This is a genomic window from Cellulomonas phragmiteti, from assembly GCF_016862775.1.
In the GTDB taxonomy this organism is placed as follows: Bacteria; Actinomycetota; Actinomycetes; order Actinomycetales; family Cellulomonadaceae; genus Cellulomonas; species Cellulomonas phragmiteti.
In genome coordinates, this window is the sequence record NZ_BONP01000014.1 from 32,406 (window position 1) to 44,761 (window position 12,356).

The 12,356-nt window shown below is 77.0% G+C and carries 11 protein-coding genes; 5 read left to right on the forward strand and 6 right to left on the reverse strand.

What is annotated here, in order from left to right; translation table 11 throughout:
• Nucleotides 1–17: 17 nt before the first annotated feature.
• From Cph01nite_RS12255 to Cph01nite_RS12275, 5 genes are read right to left on the reverse strand one after another with little or no spacing between them, the layout of a single operon-like run.
• Nucleotides 18–1,262, reverse strand: a complete 1,245-nt coding sequence (locus tag Cph01nite_RS12255; RefSeq protein ID WP_203674572.1) for a hypothetical protein — start codon at nt 1,260–1,262, stop codon at nt 18–20.
• Nucleotides 1,263–1,311: 49 nt separating this feature from the next.
• A complete protein-coding gene (locus Cph01nite_RS12260) occupies nt 1,312–1,986 on the reverse strand; it encodes a response regulator (RefSeq protein WP_203674574.1) in 675 nt (224 codons plus the stop codon).
• Nucleotides 1,983–3,536 (reverse strand): sensor histidine kinase, encoded by a 1,554-nt coding sequence (locus Cph01nite_RS12265; protein ID WP_203674576.1) that lies wholly within the window; start codon nt 3,534–3,536, stop codon nt 1,983–1,985. The genes Cph01nite_RS12260 and Cph01nite_RS12265 overlap by 4 nt, the downstream gene beginning before the upstream one ends.
• A 24-nt stretch (nt 3,537–3,560) precedes the next feature.
• Nucleotides 3,561–4,424: an ABC transporter permease gene (locus Cph01nite_RS12270; protein WP_203674578.1), complete on the reverse strand. Its 864-nt coding sequence runs from the start codon at nt 4,422–4,424 to the stop codon at nt 3,561–3,563.
• The gene (locus Cph01nite_RS12275; protein WP_203674580.1) at nt 4,421–5,374 is read right to left on the reverse strand and encodes an ABC transporter ATP-binding protein; all 954 of its coding nucleotides are present in this window, start codon (nt 5,372–5,374) and stop codon (nt 4,421–4,423) included. Before Cph01nite_RS12275 ends, Cph01nite_RS12270 begins: the two co-directional genes overlap by 4 nt.
• 185 nt (nt 5,375–5,559) lie before the next feature.
• Here Cph01nite_RS12275 and Cph01nite_RS12280 point away from each other — a divergent pair, with 185 nt between their 5' ends.
• The 3 genes from Cph01nite_RS12280 (at nt 5,560) to Cph01nite_RS12290 (ending at nt 6,563) form a co-directional block, all read left to right on the forward strand.
• The gene (locus Cph01nite_RS12280; protein ID WP_203674582.1) at nt 5,560–5,748 is read left to right on the forward strand and encodes a hypothetical protein; all 189 of its coding nucleotides are present in this window, start codon (nt 5,560–5,562) and stop codon (nt 5,746–5,748) included.
• A 17-nt stretch (nt 5,749–5,765) separates the two neighbouring features.
• Entirely contained in the window at nt 5,766–5,933 is a 168-nt protein-coding gene (locus Cph01nite_RS12285; RefSeq protein WP_203674584.1) for a hypothetical protein, read from the forward strand.
• A 144-nt stretch (nt 5,934–6,077) separates the two neighbouring features.
• Complete coding sequence (locus Cph01nite_RS12290) at nt 6,078–6,563, forward strand: nitroreductase/quinone reductase family protein (RefSeq protein WP_203674586.1); 486 nt, start codon at nt 6,078–6,080, stop codon at nt 6,561–6,563.
• 26 nt (nt 6,564–6,589) lie between these two features.
• Here Cph01nite_RS12290 and Cph01nite_RS19100 read toward each other — a convergent pair whose 3' ends face one another.
• On the reverse strand, nt 6,590–10,774 hold the full coding sequence (locus tag Cph01nite_RS19100) for an immunoglobulin domain-containing protein (RefSeq protein ID WP_239069230.1): 4,185 nt from the start codon (nt 10,772–10,774) through the stop codon (nt 6,590–6,592).
• A gap of 173 nt (nt 10,775–10,947) precedes the next feature.
• On the opposite strand from Cph01nite_RS19100, the gene Cph01nite_RS12300 reads away from it, so the two are divergent.
• Nucleotides 10,948–11,355: a hypothetical protein gene (locus Cph01nite_RS12300; RefSeq protein WP_203674588.1), complete on the forward strand. Its 408-nt coding sequence runs from the start codon at nt 10,948–10,950 to the stop codon at nt 11,353–11,355.
• Entirely contained in the window at nt 11,352–12,356 is a 1,005-nt protein-coding gene (locus Cph01nite_RS12305; RefSeq protein ID WP_203674590.1) for a phage tail protein, read from the forward strand. The genes Cph01nite_RS12300 and Cph01nite_RS12305 overlap by 4 nt, the downstream gene beginning before the upstream one ends.

Sequence of the window (12,356 nt, forward strand, 5' to 3'; positions counted from 1 at the left end):
GACGTCGACGCGGCGCCTCACCCCGGGTTGAGCTGGGCGAACAGCGCCTCCAGGTCGGCCCGCACGGCGGCGACCCGCTCCTCCTCCGCGGCGACCTCCGCCGCACCGGTCTGCAGCGCGGCCCCGCGGGCGGCCAGCTCGGCCTCGTCGCGGGCCAGCAGCGCCCGCGCGTCGGCGAGCAGCTCCGCGGCCGGGGCCTCGGGCAGCGCCGTGCCGTCACGCCACGTCCAGGACAGCAGCGAGCGCGCCCGCTCCGCCGCGGGCAGGCCCGCGAGCCGCGCCTCCTCCTGCTCGATGGTGCCCCGGTACTGCGCGAGGTTGGCGGTGTCGGCCTCGAGCTGCGCCACGCCGAGCGCCTGGTCGTACTGCCGCTGGCTCAGCGCCTGCTGCGCGCTGGTGACCTCGGCCGTCATCGCGTCGATCTGCCCCTGGAACGCCGTGTGCACGCCGACCAGGGCCTCGCGGTCCGCGACGTACCGGCCGTACAGCTCCTCGAGCGCCGGGTCCAGGCCGCCCGGCGCCCACACCTGCGTGCCGACGTACGCGAACATCTCGGTCGGCCGGTTCTGCGGCCGGTCGGCCACCGACCCGGCGAGCTGGGCGTGCAGGTCGTCGGCGGGGTCGATCCCCGCGACGACGGCCGCCAGCGTCGTCGCCGCCGCGGCCCGCTCGTCGCTCGTGAGCTCGGTCCAGGCGGCGTGCAGCAGCTCGTGCGCGGCGGTCTCGACGACGAACCCGCGCAGCCGCGGGTCGGCCGGGGTGTAGACGACGATGCGGCCCCCCGTCTCCAGGCCGCCGGCGGAGGTGTGGTAGCACCCGACGGCGCCGCCGGAGCCGGCCGTGCCGGAGTCCCCGCGCCCGCAGCGCCCGGCGAACTCCTCCGCGCCCAGCAGCTCCGGCTGCGCCATGTACAGCAGGTCACGGCCCCGGTCGGTGAGGAACATCTCGTCGGCCAGCGCGACGACCTCGGGCGTCGGCTCGGGGACGCGCCCGGCGACGATGCCGTCGAGGAACGGCGCGTCCGCCTCCCGCAGCAGCCCCGGCAGCACGGTGGTCGCACCCCACCAGGCCATCAGCGCGACCGCGACGACCACGGCCAGGCGCGTCGTCAGGCTGCGCCGGCGCGGTGCCGGCGGCTCCACGGACGCGTACCCGTGCCACGGGGTCGACGGCTCCGACCCGGGCTGGCGGCCCGCAGCCTCCTCGACGACCCACCGCGGCACCCGTCCCGTGGGGGAGCGCGGCAGGTCGTCGGAGGTCATGGTCATAGGTTCACAGATCGGCTGCCGGCACGCCCGGGTTGAGGGGCGCTCACCCGCCGGCCCGCACCAGCCCCGTCTCGTACGCGACCACCACGGCCTGCACCCGGTCCCGCACCCCGAGCTTGGCGAGGATGCGCCCGACGTGCGTCTTGACGGTCGCCTCGGACAGGAACAGCCGCCCGGCGACCTCGGCGTTGGACAGCCCCTCGGCGACCTCGCGCAGCACCTCGACCTCGCGGGGCGTGAGCCCGGCGAGGCGGGGGTGCGGGGCGTCGGGGTCCGCGACGGTGCTGCCGGCGGGCAGGTGCCCGGCGAACAGCTCGAGCATGCGTCGCGTGATGCGCGCCGAGACGACCGCCTCGCCCGACGCGACGGTCCGCACGGCCGCGGCGAGCTCGGCCGGGGCGGCGTCCTTGAGCAGGAACCCGCTGGCGCCGGCGCGCAGCGCCGCGAACGCGTACTCGTCGAGGTCGAAGGTCGTGAGCACGAGCACGCGCACCTCGGGGTGCGCCGCGACGATCCGCTCGGTCGCCGCGATGCCGTTGACGCCGGGCATGCGCACGTCCATGAGCACGACGTCGGGACGCAGCGCCGCGACCTGCTCGATCGCGGACGCCCCGTCCTGCGCCTCACCGACGACCTCGAGGTCGTCGGTGCTGTCGATGAGCAGCCGGAAGCCCATGCGGATGAGTGCCTGGTCGTCGACCAGCAGGACGCGGATCATGCCTCTCCCTCGGTCGGGGGTGATGGGGGTGCCGTGCCCGCGTGCGCGTCGTCCGCCTGCGGCAGCACCGCGCGCACGCGCCAGCCGGGACCGTGCGGCCCGGCGTCGAGGGTCCCGCCGAACGCGGCGACGCGACCCGTCATGCCGACGATCCCGCGTCCCGACCCGGCGGCGGTCGGCGCCGCGCCCGCTCGTGCGCCCGCGCCCTGGTCGGTGACGACGACCTCGACCGCGCCGGGCACCCGCCGCACCTCGACGTCGACGCACGCCGTGCCGGGCGCGTGCCGCAGGGTGTTGGTGAGCGACTCCTGCACGACCCGGTAGACCGCGAGCTGCACGGTGGCGTCGAGCCCGTCGAGGCCCGCGACGGCGAGCCCGGCGGTCCGCACGGGCAGGCCCGCGGTGCGGAACCGGTCGACGAGGTGGGCGAGGTCCTCGACGCCCGGCTGCGGGGCCATGGGCACGTCGGCGGTCGACCCGTCGTCGCCCGTCGCACGGTCCGGCGCCCCGACGACGCCCGCCCCGACGACGCCCGGCCCGGGGGCTCCGTCGTCCGGCGCGTGCAGCACCCCGAGGATCCGCCGCACGTCCTCGAGCGCACCGCGCCCGGTGTCGACGAGCTCGTCGAGCGCGCGCCGGGCCTGGTCGGGCGACCGGTCGAGCGCCGCGGCCGCGCCGCCGCCCAGCGCGATCATCACGGTGATGGAGTGCGCGATGACGTCGTGCATCTCCCGCGCGACGCGGGCGCGCTCGTCGGCCTGCGTGGCGCGCGCCCGCTGCTCGTCCTCCGCCGCACGGGCGGCGGCGGCCTCCGCGAGCGCCGCGTTCCGCAGCCGTGCGGTGCGCACGAGCGTGCCGAACGCGACGCCGAGCAGGGCGAGCACCACGACGGGCAGCGCGGTCACGATCCACCACGGGGGCACGAGCTCACCGAGCCGCCCGGGCAGGAGGAAGCGGGGGACGGCGCCCGGGTCGTCGGGCGCGGCCCCCGCGGCGAGCGAGCCGACGAGCGTCACGAGCGGCGTGATCCGCGCGAGGACGAGCACGGGCACGACGACGGCGGTGGCGACGACCCACGCCCGGCGGGGCGGACGGGCGGCGGCCACCGCGAACAGGGCGGCACCGATGGCCAGCTCGTACCCGTTGGTCGCGCCGGCGAGGACCAGTGACGACGCGGCCAGCACCGTGACGGCGGCGGCGACGAGCTCCGGGCGGCGGTGCCGGGCGAGCAGCACACCCGCGCCCAGCAGCGTCAGGAGCACGGACGCGACGGCCATCGAGTCGGCCGGCCCCTGGCCGACGTGCCGGCTGACCAGGTACATCGACTCGGCACCGACGGCGAACGTGAGGCCCCACAGCAGGAAGACCAGGATCAGAGTGACGTGGGCCAGGGTCCGCAGCCACGTGCGGGCGGGTGCGTCCGTGAGCACCCGCAGGCGTCCGCGGGCGCCGGCGAGGAGGCGCGACGGCCCGTCGCCGGACCGGGCCGGCGTCGCCCCGTGCGGACCGGGGCCGGTGACCCCGCCCGGCCGGGGTGTCGTGTCCGTCACCGACGCATCCTCCCAGGTCACGTCTCAGACGTCCCGGCGGCGCAGCAGCACGGACGCGACGACGAGGAGCACGGCCACCCACGCGAGCAGCACACCGAACCCGCCCCACGGACCCAGGGTGGTGACGCCGGACCCGGTGACGACCGAGCCCAGGGAGTCGGACGTGACGAGCCGCGCGCCGGCGGCGGTGGGCAGGTAGGCGGCGAGCTCCTGCAGCGGCTCGAACGGGATGTACGCGAACGCGGGCTCGACGACGAACACGAGGCCCAGCACGGACGCGATCCCGGCGGCGGAGCTGCGGACGATCGCGCCGAGGGCGAAGGCGAGCGCCGTCATCGCCGCGAGGTACAGCGGGACCCCGAGCATGAGGCGCACGTGCTGCGGGTCCGTGAGGTCGACGCTCATGCCGATGGTCCCGAACCACGGCGCGGCTGCGGCCCAGCCGGTGAGGACCCCGACGAGCCCGACGGCGAACGCGAGGCCGGTGACGACCGTGAGCTTGGCCCGCAGCGCCGGCAGCCGCGTGGGGGCGGCCGCGAGCGTCGAGCGGATCTGCCCGGTGCGGTACTCCGCGGTGACGGCGACGACGCCGAGCCCGCACACGACGAGCAGCGCGAGGGTGACCCCGGAGGTCACGTACGCGGGGCCGACGAAGAAGTTCGGGGGCGCGTCGGCGGCGATCGCCGCGATGCTCGAGCTGCGCATCGCGGCGAGCAGCGGGAAGAAGGCGAGCGCCAGGGCGAGGGCCCACCACGTCGAGCGCAGCGAGCGGATCTTGACCCACTCGGCGGCGACCAGCCGGGAGTACGTGACGGGCTGCACGGCCGTGCGCGCACGGGGGCGCGACGCGGCGGTGGCCGGGCTGGTGGGGGTGGCGGCGGTGGTCATCGGGGGGCTCCTGCGGTGTGACGGGCGGGCGGGGACGCGTCGGCGGGGGTGGAGCGGTACTCGACCTCACCGCCGGTGAGCTGCAGGTAGGCGTCCTCGAGGGACGCCTGCACGGGGGCCAGCTCGTGCAGCACGATCCCGGCCCCGGCGGCGAGCGCGGCGATGGCGGGGGTCGTGCTGCCGGTGACGTCGAGCAGGTCGGCGCTCGTGGAGCGCACGTCGACGGCCGGGTCACGGCTCAGGAGTGCGGCGAGCCGCGGGGCGTCAGGGGTGCGCACGCGCACGGCCGACGTCCCGGCGCGCGCGACGACCTCGGCGACGGGTGCGTCGGCGACGATCCGGCCGCGCCCCACGACGATGAGGTGGTCCGCCGTGAGGGCCATCTCCGACATCAGGTGGGACGACAGGAACACGGTGCGGCCCTCGGCCGCGAGGCCGCGCAGCAGGGTGCGCACCCACAGGACGCCTTCGGGGTCCAGGCCGTTGACGGGCTCGTCGAGGATGAGCGTCTGCGGGTCACCCAGCAGGGCCGCGGCGATGCCGAGCCGCTGCCCCATGCCGAGCGAGAAGTGCCCGGCGCGGCGGCGGGCCACGGACGTCAGGCCCGCGAGCTCGATGACCTCGTCGACGCGTCGGCGGTCGATGCCGTGCGTGAGGGCGAGCGCCAGCAGGTGGTCGCGGGCCGGGCGTCCGCCGTGCACGCCCTTGGCGTCGAGCAGCACACCGACCTCGCCGAGCGGGGCGCGGTGCTGCGCGTACGGCTTGCCGTTGACCGTGACGCGGCCCGCGCTGGGGCGGTCGAGCCCGACGACCATGCGCATCGTCGTCGACTTGCCGGCGCCGTTGGGGCCCAGGAAGCCGGTGACCTTGCCGGGCTGGACGGTGAAGGTCATGCCGTCGACCACGGTCGCGCTGCCGTACCTCTTGGTCAGACCATCGGCCTCGATCATGCGTCCTCCTCGTTCGGGGTGTGCCTCGAACGTACGGAGAGCCCCGGGCCACCGGGACGCCCGTGAGGACCATCCGTGCCGGGCGGTGGGGTACGCCGCAGGGATGACCCGCGTCGGACGTCCCGGCGAGACAGGGACGGTGCGGCGTGTGACGATCGAGGTCACCGACGACAGGGAGGTCATCGATGTCCGTCCCCGACGACACCGTCACGCCGACGCCCCACGAGGTCCCCGACCCGGTCGAGGCCACGGCCCCGACGGCCGATCCGGCGCTCGACGACGCCCCCGACGACGCGCTGCCCGACGGCACGGAACCCGGCGACCCGGGCACGGTGCAGATCCCCGGCAACCGGGCCGGCAGCGGCTTCGCCTGACGACGAGGAGACCACCCATGTCCGTCCCCGACGACACCGTCACGCCCACGCCCGACGAGGTCCCCGACCCCGTCGAGGCCACGGCCCCGCAGGCCGACCCCGCCCCCGGCGAGAACGAGGCCGGGCAGGAGGTGCAGGAGCCGGTCGTGAAGACCTTCATCGCCCGGCGCGACGGCATCGCCTGACCGACGCCGACCCGACGCCCGACCCGACGCCCGACCCCGGGCGGGACCTGCGCCCCTGGCCCGTGACCCGGCCGGCACGCCACGATCGACCCGTCCACCCCGGCGGGTGGGTGACGGGCGGGGGCGACGGGCGGAGGGTCGGCGATGGGCCGGTTCGAGCGGTGGCAGGCGGCCCGGCTGCGCGGGCACTACGCGGGCGGGCATGGTGACGCCTTCGCCCGCCGCGCCGCCCGGTTCTACGCCGCGCTGCACGGGACGTGGCTGACGCCGCGGCGGTGGGTGACCCTCGAGGTCCCGGGGCGGCGCACGGGCCGCCTCACGCGCTTCCCGCTCGGCATGGCCGACGTCGACGGGCACTGGTACCTGGTGTCCATGCTGGGGGAGTGCGCCTGGGTGTGGAACGTGCGCGCCGCGGACGGTCACGCCGTGCTGCGGCACGGGCGGGCGCGGCCCGTGCGGCTCGTGGAGGTGCCCGTGGCCGAGCGCGCGCCGGTGATCCGGCGCATCGTGCAGGTGGCGCCGGGCACCCGCCCGCACGTGCGCGTCGACCGGCGCGAGCCTGTGGCGGCGTTCGAGGCCGTCGCCGCCGACCACCCGGTGTTCCGGGTGGAGCCGGCCGACGCGTCGTAGCGGCACGACGCGCCGACCGACGTCCGTCAGCCGCGCAGCTCGCGGCGCCGGCTCACGCCCACCAGGGTCACGACGCCCGCCGCGGCGAGCAGCGCCCCCAGCGCCAGCAGGCGCAGCGGGTCGGCGCCCGTGCTCGACAGCGACCCGCGGGTCCCGCCCGCGCCCGTGGCGCTGCCGGTGGCGGTCGAGCCGCCGGACGTGCCGGGACCGGCCGTCCCGGTCGCGCCACCCGTGCCCGGGACGCCGCCACCGGTGCCACCGCCACCCGTTCCGCCGCCGGTGCCCGGGCCCGTGCCCGGACCGGTGCCCGGACCCGTCCCGGGGTCCGTCCCCGGGTCCGGCACGGCCGCGACGTCGAGCACGGTGCCGACGCTCGCCGAGCCGCCCGGCGAGGTCACGGTGAGCCGCACCAGCGCGCCCTCGTCCGCGGCCGTCGGGGTGAGCGTCAGCGTGTGGACCGTCCGCACGGCCGGGCCGGCCGCACGCGCCGCCGGCGGCGTCTGCGTGCCCGGCACCCAGCCGACGGGCACGGGCGACCACGTCACCCCGCCGTCGCGCGAGACGTCCCAGGTGGCGGTCGCGTCGGCGGCGAGCACCGTCCACGCGATCGTCGCCGGCACGCCCGCGGTGACGGTGGTCAGCGGCCCGGCGCCGTCGAGGACCTCGGGCACCGCGGCGACGACCAGCTCGGCCGGCGCGCTCGTCACGGACACCGGGCCGGCGACCAGCGTCGCGGTGGCGACGGCTCGCACCAGCAGGCCGTCGTCGGCGAGCGTGGGCGTCAGCCGCAGCTCGGTCCCCGTGCCGACGACCGTCCACGTGCTGCCGTCCGTCGAGGCCTCCCACGTGACGTCCGGCAGCGGCCGGCCGGTGACGTCCACGGAGAACGTCACCTCCTCGTCCGGTGCCGTCGCGACGTCCTGCGGGTCCGTCACGGTCGGGGCGACGAGGACCTGCAGCGTGGCGGCCTCGGAGGTCGCGGTGCCGCGGGTGCTGGTCGCGACCGCGCGGTACCGCGCGCCGTGCGCGTCCTCGGTGCCGGGTACCACGAGCGTCGTGCCCGTCGCCCCGGGGACGTCGACCCAGTCGCCGTCGACCTGCGTCTGCCAGGTGACGTCCGGCGTGGGACGCCCCGTGACCTGCACCTCGAACGTCGCCGACGTTCCGAGGTCGACGGTCGCGTCGACGGGCTGCGCGGTGACCGCCGGCACGGCGTCGACCGTGATCCGCGCCGCCGCGGAGGCGACGACGCCCAGCGGGTTCGCAGCGACCGCACGCACCCGCAGGTCGTGGTCGTCGGCGGTCAGCGTGCGCGTGTACGTCCACGCGGTCGCGCCGTCGACGGGGGTCCACGTCAGGCCGTCGGTCGAGGTCTGCCAGGTCGGCGCCGCCGCGGGGTTGGCCGCCGCGGCCGCGGTGAACGTCACCACCTCGCCGGCCAGGCCGGTGACGTCCTGCGGCTCCGCGGTGAACGTGGGGGCGTACCGGACCGTCAGCGTGGCGGCCGCGCTCGTGCGCGTGCCGAGCGCGTTCGTCACGACCGCGCGCACCTGCGTGCCGTCGTCGGCCGCCGTGACGTCCGTGAGCTGCAGCTGCGTGCCCGTCGCGCCGGCGTCGACCCAGTCCGTCGCACCCGCGGCGCGGCGCTGCCAGGTGACCGTCGGGGCGGGGGAGCCCGTGACGGCGACGGTGAACGTCGCGTCGTCGCCCGCGTCGAGCGTGACGTCGGCCGGGTCGGTGACCGTGGGCGCGAACCGTACCGTCACCAGCACGGGCGTCGAGGCCGCGGAGCCGGACCAGCCGGTGACGAACGCCCGCACCCGCAGGCCGTGGTCGGACTCGGCCAGCGTGCGCTCGTACGTCCAGCCGGTCGCGCCCGGCACGCCCGTCCACGACAGGCCGTCGGTGGACGCCTGCCACTGCACGGTCGGGGCGGGGTACCCGGCCGCGGCGGCGGTGAACGTCGCGACGTCACCGGGCTCACCGGTCACGGGCTGCGGCTGCAGCGTGAACGTGGGGCCGTGCGAGACGCGCAGCGTCGCCACGCCGCTCGTCGCCGAGCCGTGCGGGTTGGTCAGGACGGCGCGCACCTGCGTGCCGTCCTGGGCGACCTCGAGGTCCTCGAGCGTGAGCGTCGTCGCGGTCCCGGCGACGGTGGTCCACGTCGCCGCGCCCGGAGCGAGCTGCTCCCAGCGGACCGTCGGGGCGGGCGTGCCCGTGCCGGCCACCGTGAACGTGGCCGTGCCGCCGACCCCGACCGTCGTGCTCGCGGGCGACGTGGTGACCACCGGCGGCACCTGCAGGGTCACCCGCGCGACCCCCGTGGGGACCTCACCCGTGGTGCCGCTCGCGACGGCCCGCACGGACAGCTCGTGGTCGTCGGCGCCCAGCGTGCGCGTGTACGTCCACGACGTCGCACCGGGCACGTCGGTCCACGCGCTGCCGTCGGTCGACGTCTGCCAGCGGACCGTCGGCGCCGGGTGGCCGGCCGCGCTCGCGGTGAACGTCACCTCGTCGCCGATGCCGCCGGCGACGTCCTGCGGGTCGACCAGGTCGACGGGGCCGTGCGTGACCGACAGTGTGGCCGGGGCGGACGTGGCGGACCCCGCGGTGCTCGTGAAGACCGCCCGGACCTGGCTGGCGTGGTCGGTGCGCGTGCGGTCGGCCAGGGTCAGGGTGGTGCTCGTCGCGCCGCTGAGGTCGGCCCACGTGCCCGACGCGTCGGCGCGCTGCTGCCACTGGACGCCCGGCGCCGGGGCGCCGCTCGCGGTGGCCGTGAACGTGGCGGTCCCGCCATCGGCGACCTCGGTGTCGACCGGGTCGAGCGTGACCGCCGGGGGCACGGCGACGTCCAGCGCCGCGTCGGTGCCGACGCCGTCGACGGTCGAGGTGATGGTCGTCGCGCCGGTCGCCGTGAAGGTCGCGGTGGCCGTGCCGGCCGTCCCCAGGGCGGTGTCGCTCGTGGTGAACGTGGCGCCGGCCCACGTGACGGGCGCGCCCGCCATCGCGCCGAGCAGGGCGGCGCTCGGCGTCGAGCCGTCGGACAGCTGCACGCCGACGGTGGCGGTGACGCCCTGCCCCGCGGTCGTGGCGGTCGGGTCGACGGTGGTGGAGACCGTCGCGTGCGGGGCGGTGGCCGCGCCACCTGCGGAGTCGCACGCCCCGGCGAGGTCGTTGCACCCCCACCACGTGCGCACGGCGGTCGCGGCGCCGCTGAGGCCGACGCGCGTCGGCACGCCCGCGACGACCACGACGTTGTCGACGATCCGCGCGTCGCTGACCGAGCCGTCCGCCAGGTGCACGGCCGCGACGGCGGACGTCGCACCGGTCGCCCGGTTGCCCGCGACGGACACCCCGGTGAGCGTGGCCGTGCCCGCCGCGACGCGGACCGCCGAGCCGAGCACGGGACCGCCGCCGACGAGCACCGTGCTGGACTCCAGGCGCGTGCCGGTCACCGTGGTCGTCGGGTCGCCCCACGCCACGTCCAGCGCGCCGCCGCCGACGGTCGCCCCGGTGGTCGTGGCGTCGACCGTGTTGTCCGTGAGGACCGAGTCGAGGACCGTGACGGACTCCGTGCCGCCGACGCCGGTGAAGCCGATGGCCCCGCCCGCGGCGCCGACCGCCACGTTGCCGGTGAACGTGCAGCGCTCGACCAGCAGCGTCCCGCCCGTCATCGACACCGCGCCGCCCACGTCGGCCGACGTGCCCGTCGCGCCGGGAGCGTTGCGGCTGCCCGTGACGGCGCAGTCCCGCAGCGTCAGGGAGTCGGGGGCGCCCGGGTCGCCGGTGCCGGCGACGATCGCACCGCCGCCGCCGGTCCCCGCCTGGCCGACCCCGTTGCGCAGCGTCACGCCCTCGACGGTGAGGTCCACGCCGCCGACGAACGACGGGTCGACGTCGAGCACGCGCGACGCCCCGGCGGCGTCGACGACCGTCGTCGCCGCCCCCGCACCGCGCAGCGTCACGTCCAGCGCGTCTCCCGGGTCGACGGTCAGCGCCCCGGCCGTGAGCGTGTAGGTGCCGGCGGGCAGCTCGACGACGGCCTCGGCCTCGTCGCCCGCCCGGCACAGCGCCTCGCGCAGCGAGACGAGCGGGAGGCCGTCGTCGCAGGCGGGCCCGACGGGCGCGTCGGCGGTCGTCGTGACCCCGATGACCGTCGCCGCCGCGTACGCCGGAGCGGCGACGACGCCCGCCGCGACCACCACGAACACGCCCAAACCGGCAGCAACCGGGCGGCGGATAGCCCTCTGACCTGGGAACATGTAGCGAACACTAGAGAGATTCACCCGGGAGGAAGGGCCCGTCGGCAGGGTGAAACTCCTAGGCTCGCGCCGACCGGACGGGACGCCCCCGCGCGGCGACACAGCCCAGGAGGTGGGACGCGGTGACCACGACCCCGACGACCACGGCGACCGGGGTGACCCGGCGCACGGTCCTCGCGGCGGGGGCCGGCGTCGCCGGTGCCGTCACGCTCGGCGCCGCCGCCGGTGTGCAGGTCCTCTTCCCGGACCTGCCGCTCGACGGCGAGGTCCTGTCCCGCATGGTCGGCCAGACGTTCGTCGACACCCAGACCGGTGCCCGGCTGGTCCTGGCGACCGTCGACGGGTTCGCCGGCGCCGCGGCCACCGCCGAGCAGTTCGCCCTCGTCCTCGTCGCCGACGGCGAGCCGTTGCCCGCCGCGACGCGCACGCTGCGGCACCCGGACGGCGACCTGCGCGTCTACCTCGGACCCGTGAGCCCCGACGGCCTCACCCTTGAGGCCGTCGTCAACCGCGCGGGAGGTGCCCGGTGACCGGGTTCATCGGCGAGGTCAGGATGTTCGGCGCGACGTTCGTGCCCCGCGGGTGGGTGCCGTGCGACGGCCGCCTGCTGTCGATCTCCGAGCACCAGGCCGCGTTCACGGTCATCGGCACGACGTACGGCGGCGACGGCCAGAGCACCTTCGCCGTCCCCGACCTGAGGGGGCGCACCCCGCTGGGCGCCGGCACAGGGCCCGGACGCACACCGCGCACGCTCGGCGAGGTCGGCGGATCCGAGACCGTGACGCTCACGACGCAGCAGATGCCAGGGCACCAGCACCCCGTGCTGGCGTCCGGCGCGCAGGCCACCGCGACCTCGCCCGACGGCGCCACGTGGGGCGTCGCGCCGGACTCCGCGCCCTACGCCGCCCCGCCGGGCGCGGTCACGATGGCGCCGCAGGCGCTCGGCGCGGCTGGCGGCAACCTGCCGCACGAGAACCGCTCACCCGTGCTGGGCGTCGTGTTCGGGCTCTGCGTCGAGGGGTACTACCCCACGGGCGACGACGACGACACCACGATGGGCGAGATCCGGCTCTGGGCCGGCCCGACGCCCCCGGGACGGTGGCTCGTCTGCGACGGCTCGCAGCTGTCGATCTCCACGAACCAGGCGCTGTTCAGCATCCTCGGCACGCAGTTCGGTGGCAACGGCGTCCAGACGTTCGCCCTGCCGGACCTGCGCGGGCGCGTGCCGGTGCACGCCGGGGCATCCGCGACCAGCGGCGCGACGGGTGGGGCCGAGCAGGTCACCGTCCTGACCAGCCAGCTGCCGCAGCACACCCACACGGCGCAGGCCACCACCGCGGCCGCCACCTCGGGGTCGCCCGCGGGGACGACGTGGGCCGTGGCCGAGCGCCCCCGGTACGCCCCGAGCCCGCAGGTGGCTGCCACCCCCAGCGGTGTCAGCGGCGCCACGCAGCCGCACCCCAACATGCCGCCGTACACCGTGCTGTCGTTCGTCATCGCGACGCAGGGCGTCTACCCGAGCCGCAACTGA

Bases quoted from the DNA above. Each gene is read 5' to 3' on its own strand.
- Cph01nite_RS12255 (WP_203674572.1), bottom strand. From the start codon at position 1,262: ATGACCTCCGACGACCTGCCGCGCTCCCCCACGGGACGGGTGCCGCGG.
- Cph01nite_RS12260 (WP_203674574.1), bottom strand. From the start codon at position 1,986: ATGATCCGCGTCCTGCTGGTCGACGACCAGGCACTCATCCGCATGGGC.
- Cph01nite_RS12270 (WP_203674578.1), bottom strand. From the start codon at position 4,424: ATGACCACCGCCGCCACCCCCACCAGCCCGGCCACCGCCGCGTCGCGC.
- Cph01nite_RS12275 (WP_203674580.1), bottom strand. From the start codon at position 5,374: ATGATCGAGGCCGATGGTCTGACCAAGAGGTACGGCAGCGCGACCGTG.
- Cph01nite_RS12280 (WP_203674582.1), top strand. From the start codon at position 5,560: ATGTCCGTCCCCGACGACACCGTCACGCCGACGCCCCACGAGGTCCCC.
- Cph01nite_RS12285 (WP_203674584.1), top strand. From the start codon at position 5,766: ATGTCCGTCCCCGACGACACCGTCACGCCCACGCCCGACGAGGTCCCC.
- Cph01nite_RS12290 (WP_203674586.1), top strand. From the start codon at position 6,078: ATGGGCCGGTTCGAGCGGTGGCAGGCGGCCCGGCTGCGCGGGCACTAC.